The sequence below is a fragment of the Actinoplanes sp. NPDC004185 genome, from assembly GCF_053603475.1.
In genome coordinates this window covers 1-17,733 of sequence record NZ_JBSGFR010000017.1, presented here as the reverse complement: position 1 = coordinate 17,733, position 17,733 = coordinate 1, and the positions used below count along the sequence as shown (strand labels likewise).

15 protein-coding genes and 1 tRNA gene are annotated in these 17,733 nt (G+C 69.4%); 13 read left to right on the top strand and 3 right to left on the bottom strand.

The features are described 5' to 3' along the window. Positions 1–16 precede the first annotated feature (16 nt). The 3 genes from ACWEOZ_RS18875 to ACWEOZ_RS18865 all read left to right on the top strand — a co-directional run bounded on the left by ACWEOZ_RS18875 (position 17) and on the right by ACWEOZ_RS18865 (position 3,173). Positions 17–340: a hypothetical protein gene (locus tag ACWEOZ_RS18875; RefSeq protein ID WP_451911974.1), complete on the top strand. Its 324-nt coding sequence runs from the start codon at positions 17–19 to the stop codon at positions 338–340. A gap of 509 nt (positions 341–849) precedes the next feature. Further along, positions 850–2,298 (top strand): pyruvate kinase, encoded by a 1,449-nt coding sequence (gene pyk / locus ACWEOZ_RS18870; RefSeq protein ID WP_451911973.1) that lies wholly within the window; start codon positions 850–852, stop codon positions 2,296–2,298. Beyond that, positions 2,295–3,173 (top strand): acyl-CoA thioesterase, encoded by an 879-nt coding sequence (locus tag ACWEOZ_RS18865; protein ID WP_360831474.1) that lies wholly within the window; start codon positions 2,295–2,297, stop codon positions 3,171–3,173. Before pyk ends, ACWEOZ_RS18865 begins: the two co-directional genes overlap by 4 nt. Positions 3,174–3,472: 299 nt before the next feature. On the opposite strand, the gene ACWEOZ_RS18860 is transcribed toward ACWEOZ_RS18865, so the two are convergent. The 3 genes from ACWEOZ_RS18860 to ACWEOZ_RS18850 form a co-directional block, all read right to left on the bottom strand. Continuing rightward, the gene (locus ACWEOZ_RS18860) at positions 3,473–4,513 is read right to left on the bottom strand and encodes an HdeD family acid-resistance protein (protein ID WP_451911972.1); all 1,041 of its coding nucleotides are present in this window, start codon (positions 4,511–4,513) and stop codon (positions 3,473–3,475) included. 131 nt (positions 4,514–4,644) lie between these two features. Next, the gene (locus tag ACWEOZ_RS18855; RefSeq protein WP_451911971.1) at positions 4,645–5,403 is read right to left on the bottom strand and encodes a transcriptional regulator; all 759 of its coding nucleotides are present in this window, start codon (positions 5,401–5,403) and stop codon (positions 4,645–4,647) included. A 36-nt stretch (positions 5,404–5,439) separates the two neighbouring features. Further along, positions 5,440–5,526: transfer RNA gene (locus ACWEOZ_RS18850), tRNA-Leu, on the bottom strand. Between the two features lie 126 nt (positions 5,527–5,652). Between ACWEOZ_RS18850 and ACWEOZ_RS18845 the strand changes: the two genes are divergently transcribed. From ACWEOZ_RS18845 to polA, 10 genes are all read left to right on the top strand, one after another. Next, positions 5,653–6,270 (top strand): ANTAR domain-containing response regulator, encoded by a 618-nt coding sequence (locus ACWEOZ_RS18845; RefSeq protein WP_360547871.1) that lies wholly within the window; start codon positions 5,653–5,655, stop codon positions 6,268–6,270. Positions 6,271–6,487: 217 nt separating this feature from the next. Continuing rightward, on the top strand, positions 6,488–7,651 hold the full coding sequence (locus tag ACWEOZ_RS18840) for a branched-chain amino acid ABC transporter substrate-binding protein (protein ID WP_451911970.1): 1,164 nt from the start codon (positions 6,488–6,490) through the stop codon (positions 7,649–7,651). Between the two features lie 80 nt (positions 7,652–7,731). After that, complete coding sequence (locus ACWEOZ_RS18835) at positions 7,732–8,682, top strand: branched-chain amino acid ABC transporter permease (protein ID WP_451911969.1); 951 nt, start codon at positions 7,732–7,734, stop codon at positions 8,680–8,682. 50 nt (positions 8,683–8,732) lie between these two features. After that, the gene (locus ACWEOZ_RS18830) at positions 8,733–9,854 is read left to right on the top strand and encodes a branched-chain amino acid ABC transporter permease (protein ID WP_451912107.1); all 1,122 of its coding nucleotides are present in this window, start codon (positions 8,733–8,735) and stop codon (positions 9,852–9,854) included. Positions 9,855–9,861: 7 nt separating this feature from the next. Beyond that, positions 9,862–10,722: an ABC transporter ATP-binding protein gene (locus tag ACWEOZ_RS18825; protein WP_451912106.1), complete on the top strand. Its 861-nt coding sequence runs from the start codon at positions 9,862–9,864 to the stop codon at positions 10,720–10,722. Next, positions 10,712–11,422 carry an ABC transporter ATP-binding protein gene (locus tag ACWEOZ_RS18820; protein ID WP_451911968.1) on the top strand — a complete coding sequence of 237 codons (711 nt, stop codon included), beginning with the start codon at positions 10,712–10,714 and terminating at the stop codon, positions 11,420–11,422. Before ACWEOZ_RS18825 ends, ACWEOZ_RS18820 begins: the two co-directional genes overlap by 11 nt. Positions 11,423–11,455: 33 nt before the next feature. Beyond that, complete coding sequence (locus ACWEOZ_RS18815) at positions 11,456–12,367, top strand: ABC transporter substrate-binding protein (protein ID WP_451912105.1); 912 nt, start codon at positions 11,456–11,458, stop codon at positions 12,365–12,367. Between the two features lie 8 nt (positions 12,368–12,375). After that, on the top strand, positions 12,376–13,371 hold the full coding sequence (locus tag ACWEOZ_RS18810; protein WP_451911967.1) for an amino acid ABC transporter permease: 996 nt from the start codon (positions 12,376–12,378) through the stop codon (positions 13,369–13,371). After that, the gene (locus ACWEOZ_RS18805; RefSeq protein WP_451911966.1) at positions 13,368–14,132 is read left to right on the top strand and encodes an amino acid ABC transporter ATP-binding protein; all 765 of its coding nucleotides are present in this window, start codon (positions 13,368–13,370) and stop codon (positions 14,130–14,132) included. Before ACWEOZ_RS18810 ends, ACWEOZ_RS18805 begins: the two co-directional genes overlap by 4 nt. 54 nt (positions 14,133–14,186) lie before the next feature. Then, complete coding sequence (gene polA, locus ACWEOZ_RS18800) at positions 14,187–16,880, top strand: DNA polymerase I (protein WP_451911965.1); 2,694 nt, start codon at positions 14,187–14,189, stop codon at positions 16,878–16,880. Positions 16,881–17,733: the final 853 nt, after the last annotated feature.

The window sequence follows — 17,733 nt, the reverse complement described above, 5'->3', positions numbered from 1 at the left end:
GACTACGCTCCCCGCCGTGGGACAGGTCTTCACCCGGCTCGCCGGGCACGGTCTGGTGCTGATGCCGCATTGGCCGTACAGCTTCGAACGGCTCCCGGGCGAGCCGCACACGGTCCGGGTGGGCCGGGGTCTGCCGGACGGCCCGGCCTGGGCGGTGGTGCGCCCGGGCGAGCCGGTCGAGCCGCACGAGGCGGTGGACGTCGCCGACGGGCCCGCGCACGACCACTGGGAGATCCAGACCTCGGTCGTCAACCTGCGCTGGCCGACGGGTTTCCGCGTCGACTCACCGCTCGACGAGGCCGACCAGACCCGCGAAGCGGTCGACACCGCGCTGTCCTGAACCTGCCTCGTCCGGCCACCTGGTCCGCTCCGCGCTGCCGGGCACCCCCGTGCTGACGGTCGCGCGGATGCGGCACCTAGGCGGCCAGCCGGTGTTCCGTCCCGGCCGCGGCAGCGAGTCGCAACAGCCTCTCTCGCGCTGCCTCGGACTCCCGGGCCTGCTCACGTCGGGCCTGCTCCAACACGCGGCGCCGTTTCGCCGCCGCCCATCCGAACCTGTCCGCGTGCTCCCCGAACGCCATCGTCACACCTCCAGGACAACCGCCGCTGAACAACCGGCTGCTGTCAACACGTGACGATGCGTAAAACGGTTCAGGGTCATCCGCGCGGGGCGGGCTGCGCCGTACCCCGTCTGCCCGCGACCGCACCGGGGCGACCGATAAGCTGAGGCTGATCGCGGTCGCTGAAGCCCGCCGACGCCGGCCGGAAACTCACGGCGCGTCGCTACTTGCAGTTCATCCCCATGACGGGGGTCGGCCAGCGGGCCGATCCGAAAGAGAGACTAGCCTGATGGCTGTGACACGCCGCGCAAAGATCGTCTGCACCATGGGTCCTGCCACCGCCTCCCCCGAGCGCATGCTCGGACTGGTCGAGGCCGGCATGGACGTGGCCCGGCTGAATTTCAGCCACGGCAGCCACGAGGACCACCGCCAGATCTACGACATGGTCCGCAACGCCGCCCGGGAGACCGGCCGCGCCGTCGCCGTCCTGGCCGACCTCCAGGGCCCCAAGATCCGCCTGGGCAAGTTCGCCAACGGGCCGCACATCTGGGCGAACGGTGACACCGTCACCATCACCAGCGACGACATTCTCGGCACCCCCGACCGCGTCAGCTGCACATACACGAAGCTGCCGCAGGAGGTCAAGGTCGGCGACCGGCTCCTGATCGACGACGGCAAGGTCGCCGTCGAGGTCTCCGCCGTCGAGGGCAACGACATCCGCTGCCTGGTCACCGAGGGCGGCCCGGTCAGCAACAACAAGGGCGTCTCGCTGCCCAACGTCGCCGTCAGCGTCCCCGCCATGAGTGACAAGGACGAGGCCGACCTGCGCTTCGCCCTCAGCCTCGGCGTCGACCTGATCGCCCTGTCGTTCGTCCGCTCGCCCGACGACATCAAGCTCGTCCACGCGATCATGGACGAGGAGGGCGTCCGCCTGCCGGTCATCGCCAAGGTGGAAAAACCGGAAGCCGTGGTCCATCTGGAAAGCATTGTGCTGGCCTTCGACGGCGTCATGGTCGCCCGCGGTGACCTCGGTGTCGAGCTGCCCCTGGACCAGGTGCCCCTGGTGCAGAAGCGGGCCGTGCAGCTCTGCCGGGAGAACGCCAAGCCGGTCATCGTGGCCACCCAGATGCTCGACTCGATGATCGAGAATTCCCGCCCGACCCGCGCCGAGGCCTCCGACGTCGCCAACGCGGTCCTCGACGGCGCCGACGCGGTGATGCTCTCCGGCGAGACCTCGGTCGGCAAGTACCCGGTCCTCACCGTCAGCACCATGGCCAAGATCGTCACCACCACGGAGAGCGGCGACTTCGGCGTCCCGGTCCTGCAGCACGACCCGCGCACCCACAGCGGCGCGCTGACCGTGGCGGCCAGCCGCATCGCCCGCAACATCGGCGCCAAGGCCCTGGTCGCGTTCTCCCAGACCGGCGACACCGTCCGCCGCCTCTCCCGGCTGCACTGCGAGCTGCCGCTGCTCGCCTTCACCCCGGTCCCCGAGGTCCGCGACCAGCTGGCCCTGTCCTGGGGCGTCGAGACGTTCCTGACGGACTTCGTCGAGCACACCGATGACATGTTCCGCCAGGTCGACCACAGCATGCTGGGCCTGGGCCTGGCCAAGCCGGGCGAGTACGTCGTCGTCGTGGCCGGCAGCCCGCCGAACGCGCCCGGTTCGACCAACACCCTGCGCGTGCACCAGCTCGGCTCGCTCGTCGACCCGGCCACGGTGACCGAGCAGAAGTGAGCACCCCGCTGACGGGACAGGCCGCCGTCGATCAGCTCCTCGAGGTCCTCGACCTCAAGCAGATCGACGCGGCCACGTTCCGGGGCGAGAGCCCCCAGGTCGGCGCCCAGCGGGTCTTCGGCGGCCAGGTCGCGGGTCAGGCCCTGGTCGCGGCGGGCCGTACGGTCGACCCGGAACGCCGCGTGCACTCGCTGCACGGCTATTTCGTGCGCCCGGGCGACCCAACGGTCCCGATCGACTTCGCGGTCGAGAAGATCCGCGACGGCCGGTCCTTCTCGGTCCGCCGCTCCACGGCCCAGCAGCACGGCCGCACGATCTTCTTCATGTCGGCGTCGTTCCAGGTCACCGAGCAGGGCCTCGACCATCACACCCCGCCGCCGCAGGGAGTGCCGGGCCCGGACGAGACCCGCACGATGCTCGACTGGCTGGCCCGCTACCCGGACCGCGCGGCCGCGTTCAAGGCGGCCCCGCAGGCGATCGACGTCCGCTACGTGGGCACCCCCGGCTGGGTCCCCCCGGGCGACCGCGACGCCGCCGACGAGCAACGCGTCTGGATGCGCATCAACGGCAAACTGCCGGACGACCCGCTGATCCACGCCTGCGCTCTGACGTACGCGTCGGACCTGTCCCTGCTGGACTCGGTCCTGTCGATGCACGGCGAGGTGTGGGGGCCGGGCGGCGTGATCGGCGCCAGCCTGGACCACGCACTGTGGCTGCACCGCCCGTTCCGCGCGGACGAATGGTTCCTGTACGACTGCACGAGCCCGTCGGCGAGCGGCAGCCGGGGACTGGCCAGCGGCCGGATGTTCACCGAGGACGGCCGGCACATCGCCAGTGCGGTCCAGGAGGGGCTGCTCCGCCGCGTCGGCGCCTGAGCGGGGACCTGCCCGTTCCGGGCCCGGCTTTGGTTCGGCCCGGCCGGCTGTGGTTCGGCCCGGCCCGCTTTGGTTCGGCTCGGCCCGCTGGATTCGGCCCCGGCCGGCTTTGGTCCGATCCGGCCCGCGGGACTCGGCCCGGCCCGGCCCGCGGGACTCGGCCCGGCCCGGCCCGCGGGACTTGGCCCGGCCCTCCGGGCCCGACCGGCCTGGAACGGAAAGGGCCCCGCCGGGGCGGGACCCCGGCCCGGCGACTGGCCGTTCAGCGGGTCCCGCCACCAGCGGGGCAGGGGAAACTTTCAGTCCACCCGCCGCCCGCGGCCGACGCTCGACGAGTCGTCCGTCCCCGCCTCGCCCGCCGCTTCCAGCGATGCCTCATCCGACCCGGGCGTCACCCGCTGCCCCGCGGACGCCTCGGCCGGCAACTCCGCGCCCTCGGCCGTGTCGGGCACCTCGACCTGCTCATCGGCCGCCGCTTGAGCCGCCGCACCCGGCACCGCCGCACCGGTCACCCCGGCCAGCGCCAGCATCGCGTCGAGGTCGGCGGTCGTCCGCAACACCTCTTCGTGGAAGCTGCCGGCCGGCCCGTCCTGCGGTAGCTGCGCCTGCGCCCGTACCGGTGCGGAAGCCGGCGCCGAAAGGTCCGACATCGCCGAAGCCGAAGGCCGGGTCGTGGCCCGGTGCCGCGGGCCCGAGGCCCGCTGCGACCCGGACTCGAAATCGGTCAGGCCCGCCGCATACCCGGCAACTCCGACAGCCCGCTGCGGCGTCAGCTCCAGCAGCCGTCCCGCCCGCGCGGCGACCGAGGCCTCCCGCAGCCGCAACGAGGCGACCAGATCGGCGATCCCACGGCTCAGCGCGGCCCCGCCCAGCACCAGCACGACCAGCTCCGGCGTCCGCACGTACGCGCTGGCCGAGAAGAACCCCAGCGCGGCCTCGACCACGCCGACCACCATGAGCAGGCCCCAGATCCGGTCACTCTCGCGGGTCAGCATCGAGATCGCGATGTCGGCCGCGCCCCGGACCATGAGATACCAGCCGATCAGCGCGGCCGGCGTGGTCCACGTCGTGTCCCCGTCCCGCAGCATGATCACGCCGGTGGCGGCGAACAGCACGGCCATGCCGGCGTTCAACCACCAGGTCCGGGTCCCGGCCAGCGCGCGCACCGCCTCGGTCACCGCCGCGAACAGGATGACCGGCCCGGCCACGTGCACCAGGTCGGCGGGCTCCAGCCGCAACACACTCCAGGCGATCGCCAGCCACGCCACACCAGCGAACAGAAGGAACCCCCACATCCCGTCGCGGACGACGGTCAGGGGCGACGAGCCGGACCACAACATGGAGCCTCCTGGCAGTGCTGGTACTGCCATGACAACACCAGCGAGACCGGCAAACCGGTCTTTCCCGGAATTCCCCCGGGCCGGTACGCTGCCCGGTCGGGTCGTCACCCTGAGGGTTACCGGGCATCGTGTCAGTGCTTGGGTCCCACGTATTGGTCCAACTCGCGGACGTCGTCGCGGCGCGCGACCGACAGGAGGTTACGCCTGCACATCCGCCATCGGAGGCCGAGCTGATCGAGCGATTCCTGGCAGAGCACCATGATGTCGGCTGATTCGTTGGAGAACATGTACCTCGGATAGAAATACGTTTTCCCTGATCGCACCACCTTGTTGGTAACCCGGCAGCCATCGGAGTGAAATAGTCCGCGCAGGAAGCTCCCCGGATTTTCGTCGATTATCGGCCGCTGCCAGTCCGTCAGCTGAATGGGTCGTTCGTGCTTTCGCCCGGGCCCGTGCTGAGGCAGCAGGCAGGGCCAATGTCTGGAGTAACTCTGCACATTGATGCAGCCGGTCTGCCGCACCCTCTGCACGCTCCTCGCCAGGACCGCCAGCATCGCCGTCTCGCACTGGGCGATCAGGCCCGGCCACGTCGCGGTGCAGGAGACGCGCAACACCGGCACCTTGGCGCTGGTGACCAGGTGGCCGTCGCCGAGGTAGAGGCCGAGAAGGTACGAATAGCTTTTCTGATCTTGCGGTGGGCCGGGAATCGGCCGGCAGCGCGGGCATCTTGACGGCTCGGGAGGATGCATCAGTCGCCGCCTGGCGCGCTCACCGTAGAACCAATGAGCAACCGTGCCGCGGGGTAGCCCGACGGCCTTGCAGACGTCGCCGAAAGGCATGCCGGCCGCCATCATTGCTGTCGCGCGTTCGCGCAGATGAGGTGGATGCACCCCGGCATTGTCGAACAGGGGTACGACAGTTTTTCGTGGTGCCGGGGACGGGATTCGAACCCGCATGTCCTTTCAGACAGATGATTTTGAGTCATCCGCGTCAGCCGATTGCGCCACCCCGGCATGCCCGGTCCGATCGTGACAAGGTCACGCTGACCAGAGCACGTCGAAGCTTACCCACTACGCTGAGGGCGGTGGCACCCAGATACCCGGGTGTCGCGACTTCACCAGCGTTGGGGGTAGGGGTTCGTGGCCGACACGCAGGCGGGTGCCGAGCGCAGGCGGGTTCTGATCGCCGAGGACGAGGCGCTCATCCGGCTGGACCTGGCCGAGATGCTCGTGGAGGAGGGCTACGACGTCGTCGGTGAGGCCGGTGACGGCGAGACCGCCGTACGGCTGGCCGAGGATCTGACGCCGGACCTCGTCATCCTGGACATCAAGATGCCGATCATGGATGGCCTGGCGGCCGCGGAGCGGATCGCCGGCGGGCGCATCGCGCCGGTCGTCATCCTGACCGCTTTCAGTCAGCGGGACCTGGTCGAGCGGGCCCGGGCCGCCGGTGCGATGGCGTACCTGGTGAAGCCGTTCCAGAAGTCCGACCTGGTGCCGGCGATCGAGATCGCCCTGTCCCGGTATTCGGAGATCTCCGCGCTGGAGTCCGAGGTCGCGGGGCTGACCGACCGGCTGGAGACCCGCAAGTCGGTCGAGCGGGCCAAGGGCGAGCTGATGACGAAGTACTCGATGACCGAGCCGCAGGCGTTCAAGTGGATCCAGCGCACCGCGATGGATCACCGGATGACGATGCGTGAGGTCGCCGACCGGATTCTCGCCGAGGGCGAGGAGTCCACCGGTACGCCCGCGCCATGACCGGTGACCTCTGAGAACTGCCTGTTTGTTACACCTTCTCCGGCGGGGGATCACCGGACGTAACGGTTCGGTGAATGCCCGTGCGAACACTTACTACGGTGCCGGATCGTGGGATAGCGTCCCGCCCCATGACGGGCGCAGTTGTGTCGTGCCGGTGCGCAAGTGCCAATCGACCGGCGGTGGCTCGGTGGGTTCGGTATGGAGGAGGGTTCCAACCTTGAGGCAGGTTCTCGTACGTGCCATCGGCGGGTTGGCCGTTATCGGCCTCATCGCCGGTGCTGCTGCTTGCAACAGCGACAGCGGCAGTGATGACACGGCCAGCGGCAACTGCGGCTACAAGCTCGCTTACTTTGGCGCCCTGACGGGGTCCTCGGCGAACCTCGGTGTGAACATCGAGCAGGGCTTCGAGCTGGCGATCAACCAGTACAACGACAAAAAGGGCTCGAAGTGCATCGAGGTCGCCAAGTTCGACTCGCAGGGCGAGCCGGGTGTGGCGCCGGGTGTGGCTCGTAACCTGGTCGCCGACAAGAAGATCCTGGGCATCGTCGGTCCTCCGTTCTCGGGTGAGTCCGAGGCCGCTGTGCCGATCTTCGAGGCCGCCGGCATCCCGTCGGTCTCCCCGTCCGCGACCCGCGTGTCGCTGACGGCCAACGGCTGGAAGACCTTCCACCGCGCGGTCGCCAACGACGACGCGCAGGGTCCGGCCGCGGGCAACTACATCAAGAACGTCATGAAGGCCGACAAGGTGTTCGTGGCCAACGACCAGTCCGCGTACGGTGCGGGTCTGGCCGAGGTCGTGCAGAAGACCCTGGGTGCGGCCGTGATCGGCACGGACAAGACCGAGGCCGACGGCAAGCAGACCGACTTCTCGGCGCTGGTGACCAAGGTCGTCTCGTCCAAGGCGACGGTGCTGTTCTACGGCGGCTACTACCAGAACGCCGGCCTGATCCGGAAGGCCCTCACCACGGCCGGCTGGAAGGGCGTGCTCGTCGGCGGCGACGGCATGAAGGACGGCGGCCTGGCCAAGGCGGCCGGTAACGCGGCTGCGGTCGGCACCATCGTGACCTGCCCGTGCTCCCCGCCGGAGAAGGCCGGTGGCACGTTCGTCACCGACTACAAGGCGAAGTGGAACGTCGACGCCGGTACCTACAGCGACGTGGCCTACGACGCCGCGAACATGCTGCTGCAGGGCATCGACGCGGGCAACACCACCCCGGCGAAGCTCAACACGTACCTGTCGACGGCGGAGTACAAGGGCATCGCGAACACCTACAAGTTCACCGACAAGGGCGAGCTGGACCCGAACTACATCAAGGTCTGGACGTTCAAGTTCGACGCGACGGGCAACCAGCTCGCGGACCAAGAGGTTCCGACCGCCTGATCGACTGAGTAACTTTTCGTAGGGCCGGTGCGGCCGGATGATCTCCGGCCGCACCGACCTTCTCGTTTCAGGAGCCCCTTGTGAACTTCTCCGGTCTGATCCAGGACTTCGGGCCGCTCACGATCACGGGCCTGGCCCAGGGCGCGATCATCGCCCTCTTCGCCCTGGGTTACACCCTGGTCTACGGCGTCCTCCGCCTGATCAACTTCGCGCACTCCGAGGTCTTCCTGCTCGGTTCGTACGCCTGCCTCATCGTCTGGGGCTTCTTCGGACTCGACCAGAACTCGGCTACCCCCTCCGTCGGTGGCGTCATCGGCCTGCTGCTGCTGGGACTGGTGGCGGCGATCGTCGTCTCCGGTCTGACCGCACTCGGTGTGGAGCTGGTGGCCTACCGGCCGCTGCGCAAGCGCAACGCCCCGCCGCTCGCGTTCCTCATCACCGCGATCGGCGCGTCCCTGTTCATCTCCGAGACCGTCGGCGTCATGACCCAGCGCAACATCAAGGGTGTGCCGCCGCTGATCCAACCTCGTGACGTCTTCGTGATCGGCAACATGCATGTGACGAATCTGCAGATTCTGATCATCGTGCTGGCGCTCGTGATGATGTTCCTGCTGGACCGCTTCATCAACCGTTCGCGGCTGGGCCGGGGTATCCGCGCGGTGGCGCAGAACCCGGACAGCGCGGCGCTGATGGGCGTGAACAAGAGTCGCGTGATCTCCCTGGTCTTCCTGCTGGGTGGCCTGATGGCGGGTATCGCGGCGGTGATGTACGACCTGAAGATCGGTGTCACGCGGTTCGACGCCGGCTTCCTGCTGGGCATCGAGGCGTTCACCGCGGCGGTGCTCGGCGGTATCGGCAACCTGCGTGGCGCGCTGCTCGGCGGCCTGCTGCTGGGTCTGCTGCAGAACTACGCGGCCTCGCTGTTCGGCACCGAGTGGCTGCACGCCGCGTCGTTCGTGCTGCTGGTGTTGATCCTGCTGGTCCGTCCGACGGGCCTGCTGGGCGAGTCTCTCGGGAGGGCACGGGCATGACAACCGAGGCGACGAGTTCCCCCGCGCCGAAGACGCCGGCCTCCGGGTCGATGTCCGCGCAGGAGAAGAAGAACGCCCGCGAGGACCGCGGCGGCGTGCGCGGCTGGTACGGCCGGCAGCCCAAGGCGGTCCGGATCGTGCTGGGTGTGGTCTTCGCCGCGCTGGCGTTCCTGCTGCCGTACGTGGGCGAGATCCCGCTGCTGGGCCCGCAGATCGTCACGCAGGGCATCGACTGGCCGAGCGCGCTGTTCAACATGTCCTACTACGTGCTGCTGGCCCTGGGCCTGAACGTGGTGGTCGGTTTCGCCGGTCTGCTCGACCTGGGGTACGTCGGCTTCTTCGCCGTCGGCGCCTACACGGTCGCGCTGCTGGCCTCGCCGGACAGCGTGCTGCGCACCGAGTGGGGCTGGCTGGCCGCGGTGCCGATCGGTCTCGCGGTGGCGATGCTCTCCGGGCTGGTGCTGGGTTATCCGACCCTGCGGCTGCGCGGTGACTATCTGGCCATCGTGACGCTGGGCTTCGCGGAGATCATCCGGATCGTGGCCACGAGCACCGAGACGCTGCGCGGTGACCGGGGCTTCTCGGACATCCCGCACCCGCCGGGTGAGTTCTCCGACGGCAAGCCGATCTTCGGCGTGGCCGACGCGATCCCGTACTACTGGCTGGGTCTCGGAGTGATCATTCTGGTCATCTTCGCGGTCCGGAACCTGGACAACAGCCGGGTCGGCCGTTCGTGGCTGGCGATCCGCGAGGACCAGGAAGCCGCCGAGATCATGGGCGTGCGGACGATCAAGTACAAGCTGTGGGCGTTCGCGATCGGCGCCTTCATCGGTGGCCTGGGCGGCGTGATGTTCGCCGGTCAGCAGGGCTTCATGAACTCGCAGACGTTCGTGCTGCAGTTCTCGATCCTGGTGCTCGCCGGTGTGGTCATGGGTGGTTCCGGCAACATCGCCGGGGCGATCCTGGGTGGTGCGCTGATCTCGTACATCCCGGACCGGCTGCGTGGCATCGAGGACCCGATCTGGCACACCGACCTGTTCGGTTTCCGGTTCGCCATCTTCGGTGCGGTGATCATCGCGATCATGATCTTCCGCCCGCAGGGCCTGATCCCGAGCCGGCGCCGCGCGATGGAGCTCAAGGACCGCGAGAAGGAGGTGGCTCCCATTGAGTGAGCCGCATGTGGAGACGCCGCAGGAGGCCGACGCGGCCAACGCGGGTCCCGTCGACCAGGCCGGGCCCAAGGACAACGCCCCGGCGAAACCGGCCGGTGACGTCCTGCTCGAGGTGGACAACGTGACGCTGCGCTTCGGCGGTGTCGTCGCGCTCAACGAGGTCAGCTTCAGCCTGCGCAAGGGTGAGATCTTCGGTCTGATCGGCCCGAACGGGGCCGGCAAGACCACCTGCTTCAACGCCATGACCGGCGTGTACCGCCCGACCAGCGGCGGGATCCGGTTCCAGGGTGAGTCGATCGTCGGCAAGAAGAAGCACGAGATCACCCGTGGCGGGATCGCCCGCACGTTCCAGAACGTGCGGCTGTTCCCGGAGATGACCGCGCTGGAGAACGTGATGGTGGGCGCGGACGCCCACCACAAGACCAGCGTGATCGCCGCGTTGTTCCGGCTGCCCCGGCACCACCGCGAGGAGCGTACGGGCCGGGACCGGTCGTACCAGCTGCTCCGCTTCGTCGGCATCGAGCACCGCGCCGGCGACGTCGCCCGCAACCTGTCGTACGGCGAGCAGCGGCGTCTGGAGATCGCCCGGGCCCTGGCCACGAACCCGACGCTGCTGTGCCTGGACGAGCCGGCCGCCGGCTTCAACCCGGCGGAGAAGACCGAGCTGCTCGCGCTGATCCGCAAGATCCGCGACAGCGGGGTGACCGTGCTGCTCATCGAGCACGACATGCGCCTGGTCATGGGTGTGACCGACCGGATCGTGGTGCTGGAGTTCGGCAAGAAGATCGCTGAGGGGACGCCCGCCGAGGTGCGGGACAACCCGGCTGTGATCGCGGCGTACCTGGGAGTGCCGACCGATGCTGCTTGAGCTGAAAGACGTCACGCTGATGTACGGGCGCATCCAGGCCCTGCACGGCATCAGCCTGACCGTCGGCCAGGGCGAGATTGTCGCCCTGATCGGCGCGAACGGCGCCGGGAAGTCGACGACCATGCGGGCGATCTCCGGGCTGCGCCCGGTCGCCCAGGGGAGCATCACCTTCGACGGTGAGGACATCACCAAGCTCCGCGCTGACCTGCGGGTCGTGCGGGGTGTCTCGCAGTCGCCGGAGGGCCGGGGCATCTTCCCGGGCATGTCGGTGCGCGAGAACCTGGAGATGGGCGCCTACACGCGCCGCAACCGGGCCGAGATCAACGAGGATCTGGACCGGGTGTTCACGCTGTTCCCGCGGCTCAAGGAGCGCGAGAAGCAGGTCGGTGGCACCATGTCCGGTGGTGAGCAGCAGATGCTGGCCGTCGGCCGGGCGCTGATGAGCCGGCCGAAGCTGCTGCTGCTCGACGAGCCGTCGATGGGCCTGGCGCCCATGCTGATCCAGCAGATCTTCGACATCGTCGTGGAGATCAACCAGCAGGGCACGACCGTGCTCCTGGTTGAGCAGAACGCCCAGCAGGCGCTGTCCCGGGCACACCGGGCGTACGTGCTGGAGACCGGCGAGATCGTGAAGTCCGGTACCGGCGCCGAGCTGCTGACCGACCCCTCGGTCAAGGACGCCTACCTCGGCGTGGCTTGAGCCCACCCGAACACCATTGAGGAGTTGACGACGATGTTCCGCACCACCCCCATGCGGCGCGCGTTCGTGGGCCTGACCGCCGCGTTCGCGATGACCCTCTCCCTGACCGCCTGCGGCGAGGAGTCCGACGACCCGGGCACCGGGTCGGACGCTCCGGTGCCGTCGGCTTCGGCCGACACCTCGCTGGCCGACAAGGTCCCGGCCGACATCAAGTCGGCCGGCAAGCTCATCATCGGTACGGACTCCACGTACGCGCCGAACGAGTACCTGGACGCCGACGGCAAGACGGTCATCGGCTTCGACGTGGACCTGTTCAACGCCGTGGCGCAGAAGCTGGGCCTGACCACCGAGTGGCAGTCGTCCAAGTTCGACGCGATCATCCCGGGCGTGACCTCCGGCAAGTACACCGTCGGGGTGTCCTCGTTCACCGTCAACGCCGAGCGGTTGAAGGAGGCCACCATGGTGTCCTACTTCAACGCCGGCACGCAGTGGGCGGCCAAGGCCGGGGCGACGATCAACCCGGACGACGCCTGCGGCAAGAAGGTCGCCGTGCAGGTCGGCACCGTGCAGCTCGACGACGTCACCGCGCGGTCGAAGAAGTGCACCGACGCCGGCAAGGCGAAGATCACCATCGACCAGTACCAGTCCCAGGCCGACGCGACCAACGCCGTCGTCTCGGGCAAGGACGAGGCCATGCTGGCGGACTCGCCGATCGGCGCGTACGCGGTCAAGCAGACCAACGGCCAGCTGGCCCTGGTCGGCGACATCTACGACGCGGCGCCGTACGGCTACGTCCTGCCCAAGGCGCAGGCGGAGTTCGGCGCCGCGATCGAGGCCGCGCTGGAGGCGCTGATCGCCGACGGCACGTACAAGACGATCCTCACCAAGTGGGGCGTCGAGGCCGGCGGCATCACCGACCCGGCCGTCAACCCGCAGGTCTCCTGACCCGCGCAATGACGACGGAGACACAGTCCGGACGGGCACGACCCGAGGCCATCAAGGCCGTGCCCGTCCGGCACCCCGGGCGCTGGGTGGCGATCGCGGTCCTGGCCGTGCTCACCGCCATGTTCCTCCACCTGGTCCTCACCAACGACCGGTTCAACTGGCACTTCATCTTCGTCAGCATGGGCGAGGGCAAGCGCGGTGCCATGTTCACCGGTCCGGTGCTGGAGGGTCTGCGCGGCACGCTGCTGCTGACCGTGCTGGCGATGCTGATCGGTGTCGGGCTGGGCATCGTGGTGGCGGTCATGCGGCTGTCGACGAACCCGATCCTGTCCAACGTCGCCTTCGTCTACACCTGGGTGTTCCGGGCGCTGCCCCGGCTGGTGCTGGCGATCCTCTTCGGCAACCTGGGCATCCTGTGGGAGCGGATCGGCTTCGGGCTGCCGTTCGATCAGCAGATCGGCAACCTGTTCGGCATCCACGACCTGAACGCGCAGTTCTACAGCATCAAGGCCACCGACCTGCTCTCCGGCTTCCTGGCCGGCGTGCTGGCGCTGGGGCTGTCCGAGGCCGCGTACATGGCCGAGATCGTCCGGGCCGGCATCCAGTCCGTGGACGAGGGCCAGTCCGAGGCGGCGTCGGCGCTGGGCCTGTCGCGCGGTCAGGTGCTGCGGCGCATCGTGCTGCCCCAGGCGATGCGGGTGATCGTCCCGCCGACCGGCAACGAGACGATCGCGATGGTCAAGGACACGTCGCTGGTGGCTTTCGTACCGGTGTCGTTCGAGCTCTTCTTCCAGTTGCAGGCGATCAGCTCGCGCACGTTCATCGTGCTGCCCGTCCTGATCGCGGCCTGTCTCTGGTATCTGATCATCTGCAGTGTGCTGATGGTCGTGCAGTTCTTCGTGGAACGGCACTTCAGCCGCGGTTACGGCACTGCCGGCAAGGCCCGGATGCGGCTCAGCGGCCTGTCGGCCGAGCAGGGCGGCGGGGGAGGGATGGGAGTATGACCGGCGAGATGGTGCGCGCGGACAACGTGCACAAGTCCTTCGGCTCCCTGGAGGTGCTCAAGGGCATCGACCTCGTGGTGAAGCCGGGCGAGGTGAGCTGCGTGCTCGGCCCCTCCGGCTCCGGCAAGTCGACGTTCCTGCGCTGCATCAACCACCTGGAGAAGATCAACGCCGGCCGGATCTTCGTCGACGGCGACCTGATCGGCTACCGGGAGCGCGGCGGCAAGCTGCACGAGCTCAAGGAGAAAGAGGTCGCCGCGCAGCGCCGGGCCATCGGCATGGTGTTCCAGCGGTTCAACCTCTTCCCGCACATGACGGTCCTGCAGAACGTCATGGAGGCGCCCTGCCGGGTCAAGCGGGAGAACAAGGGCGAGGTCCGTGACCGGGCGGCGGCGCTGCTCGACCGGGTCGGCCTGGGGGAGAAGAAGGACAGCTACCCCAGTCAGCTCTCCGGCGGCCAGCAGCAGCGCGTGGCGATCGCCCGGGCGCTGGCCATGCGGCCCAAGCTGATGCTCTTCGACGAGCCCACCAGCGCCCTGGACCCCGAGCTGGTCGGCGAGGTCCTGGACGTGATGAAGGACCTGGCCCGCGACGGCATGACCATGATCGTGGTGACCCACGAGATCGGCTTCGCCCGCGAGGTCGGCGACTCGCTGATCTTCATGGACGGCGGCGTCGTGGTCGAGCAGGGACCGCCGCGCGAGGTCATCAGTAATCCGCAGCAGGAACGAACCAAGGCATTCCTGAGCAAGGTGCTGTGAAGCGGGCGGGGCGGTCCCGGTTCTTGTCGTACGGCGAGACTAGAGTTCTGCGACGTGAGTAACGACGCCCAGACCCCCCGCTTGCTGCTGCTCGATGGGCATTCGCTGGCCTATCGCGCCTTCTTCGCGCTGCCGGTGGAGAATTTCTCGACGCAGACGGGCCAGCCGACCAACGCCGTGTTCGGCTTCACGTCGATGCTGATCAACATGCTGCGGGACGAGAAGCCCACGCACATCGTGGTCGCCTTCGACGTCTCCCGGGTGTCGTTCCGCACCGAGAAGTACGCCGACTACAAGGCCGGCCGCGCCGAGACCCCGCAGCCGTTCCAGGGCCAGGTCAGCCTGGTCAAGGAGATCCTCGAGGCGCTGCGCATCCCGGTGGTGGAGAAGCCCGGCTACGAGGCCGACGACGTCATCGGCACGCTGGCCTGCCAGGCCCGCGACGCCGGCATGGAGGTCGTCATCTCCACCGGCGATCGTGACGCGTTCCAGCTGGCCGGCGAGCACGTCACGATCCTCTACCCGGTCCGCGGCGTGTCCGAGGTCTGGCGGATGACCCCCGAGGCCATCGAGACCAAGTACGGCGTCCCCCCGGGCCGCTACCGCGACAAGGCCGCCCTGGTCGGCGAGGCCAGCGACAACCTGCCCGGCGTGCCCGGCGTCGGCGACAAGACCGCAGCCAAGTGGATCAACCAGTACGGCGGGCTGGACGGCATCATCGCGCACGTCGACGAGATCAAGGGCAAGGCGGGGGAGAACCTGCGCGCCCACCTGGCCGACGTCATGCGCAACTACGAGCTCAACGGCCTCGTCTGCGACCTGGAGCTGCCGCTGCGCCCGGAGGACGTCAAGTGGCAGGGCTGGGACCGCGAGGCCGTCCACCAGGTCTTCGACGCGCTGGAGTTCCGGGTGCTGCGCGAGCGGCTCTACTCGTATCTCGACGCCGTCGAGCCCGAGGCGGAGTCCGGCTTCGACCTCTCCGGCACGGTCCTGGCCGCCGGTCAGGTCGAGGGCTGGCTGAGCGAGCACGCCCGCGAGGCGCCCGTCGGCGTCGCGGTCACCGGCCGCTTCGGCCGCGGCACCGGCGAGCTGACCGGCATCGCGATCGCCACCGGCGACGGCCCGGCCGCCTGGTTCGACCCCACGACCCTCGACGAGAGCGACGAGCAGGCGGTCGCCGCCTGGCTCGCCGACCCCGACCGCCCCAAGGTCATCCACGAGGCCAAGCCGGCCATGCTGGCCTTCCGCGCGCACGGCTGGGCCCTGGCCGGGGTCCGCGTCGACACCGCCCTGGCGGCCTATCTGGCCAAGCCCGACCAGCGCGCGTACGACCTGACCGACCTGGCCCTGCGCTACCTCAAGCGCGAGCTGCGCGTCGACGCCCCGGAGACCGGCCAGCTGACCCTGGACGGCCTCGGCGACGACGAGGGCACGGCCGAGCAGAACGTCATGCTCCGCGCCCGCGCCACCCTCGACCTGGCCGACACGATCACCGAGGAGCTGTCCCGCGACGACGGCGCCTCGCAGCGCCTGCTGGCCGAGGTGGAGCAGCCGCTGGCGATCGTGCTGGGCGAGATGGAGCACGTCGGCATCGCCGCCGACACGGAATACCTCTCCGAGCTGGAGGCGCACTTCGCCGCGGAGGTGAAGGCGGCCCAGCAGGCGGCGCACGAGGTGGTCGGCCGCGAGTTCAACCTCGGCTCACCCAAGCAGCTGCAGGAGATCCTGTTCACCGAGCGCGGCCTGCCCAAGACCAAGAAGATCAAGTCCGGCTACACCACGGACGCGGACGCCCTGCAGAGCCTGTTCGCCCAGACCGGCGACCCGGTCCTGGAGCACCTGCTGCGCCACCGCGACGTGGCCAAGCTGAAGTCGACAGTGGACGGCCTGCTCAAGTCGGTCTCCGACGACCGCCGCATCCACACGACGTTCAACCAGACGGTCGCGGCGACCGGCCGGCTGTCCTCGACCGACCCCAACCTGCAGAACATCCCGATCCGCACCCAGGAAGGCCGCCGCATCCGCCGCGCGTTCGTGGTCGGCGAGGGCTTCGAGTCGCTGATGACCGCCGACTACAGCCAGATCGAGATGCGCATCATGGCGCACCTGTCCAAGGACGAAGCCCTGATCGCGGCCTTCAACTCGGGCGCCGACTTCCACGCGGCCACGGCCTCGTCGGTCTTCCACGTCCCGGTCGAGGAGGTCGTCCCCGACCAGCGCCGCAAGATCAAGGCGATGAACTACGGCCTCGCGTACGGCCTGAGCGCCTTCGGCCTGTCCAACCAGCTCACCATCTCGACGGACGAAGCCCGCACCCTGATGGAGGAATACTTCCAACGCTTCGGCGGCGTCCGCGACTACCTCCAGACGGTGGTCCGCCGAGCGGTGCAGGACGGCTACACCGCCACCATCCTCGGCCGCCGCCGCTACCTGCCCGACCTGAGCAGCGACAACCGCCAGCGCCGAGACATGGCCGAACGCATGGCCCTGAACGCCCCGATCCAAGGCTCCGCAGCCGACATCATCAAGGTCGCAATGCTCCGCGTCGACGGCGCCCTGCGCACCGCCGGCCTGCGGTCCCGCATGCTCCTCCAGGTCCACGACGAACTGGTCTTCGACGTAGCGCCGGGCGAGCGCGAGGCGCTGGAGTCCCTGGTCCGGCAGGAGATGGGCGGGGCCTATCCGCTGTCCGTGCCGCTGGAGGTCTCGGTCGGTGTCGGCCAGGACTGGAACGGGGCCGACCACTAGGTCTCGGGCTGGGTGCATGGGGGGCTTTGGGGCGGGGACGACCCACTCCGGGCGGTCAGGCTTGATCCCTGCGTGGGTCGCCCCCGCCCCAAAGCCTGCCTCTGGTCGCCCTCCTGCATCCCGCGCAGAACGCCTGTCGCCTCCCGCCGGTCCTGATCCGCCTCCCGGCGCCCTGCGTACCGCCTCGCGTGCCTGCGCGGTGCCCGCGCCTCGCGCGCCTGCGCCGAGTCTGCCGCCCTCGCGTGCTTGCGCCTCGCGTGAGTGCCTAGGGATTGCTTCGCCTGCCCCGCCGAAGCTGCCCGCCGCGCCTCGCGTGCCTGTGCCGGGACTGCCCGCCGGACCTTTCGCGCCTCGCGTGCCTGCGCCGGCCTGCCCATCGGACCTGCTGCGCCTCGCTTGCCTGCGCCGGGACTGCCCGCCGGGCCTTCCGCGCCTCGCGTGCCCGCCCGTCGGGCCCGACGGGCGTACCGCGCCTCGCTTGCCTGCCCGCCGGGCCTACCGCGCCTCGCTTGCCTGCGCGCCGGGCCTGCCGCGCCTTGCTTGCCTGCGCCTGGCATGCCTGCAACTCGCCTGCCTGCGTCGGGCATTCCGCGCCTCGCGTGCCTGCGTCTGCCTAAGCTCTGCCTTGCTGCCTGCGCCAACCTGCCCCGCGCCTGGCCAGCCCTGTCTCGCGCCTGCCCAACCCCGCCCCGTGCCTTCCTGCTGCGCCCGCGTGCCCCTTTCCTTCTTGCTCTCCTCCGCGCCACCGCCTGTCCGCCCCGCCTGTCCGCTCCGCCTGCCGCGCTCCGTCTGCCCCGCGCCCGCCCCGCCTGCGCCCCGCCCCGCCTGCGCCCCGCCCCGCCTGCGCCCCGCC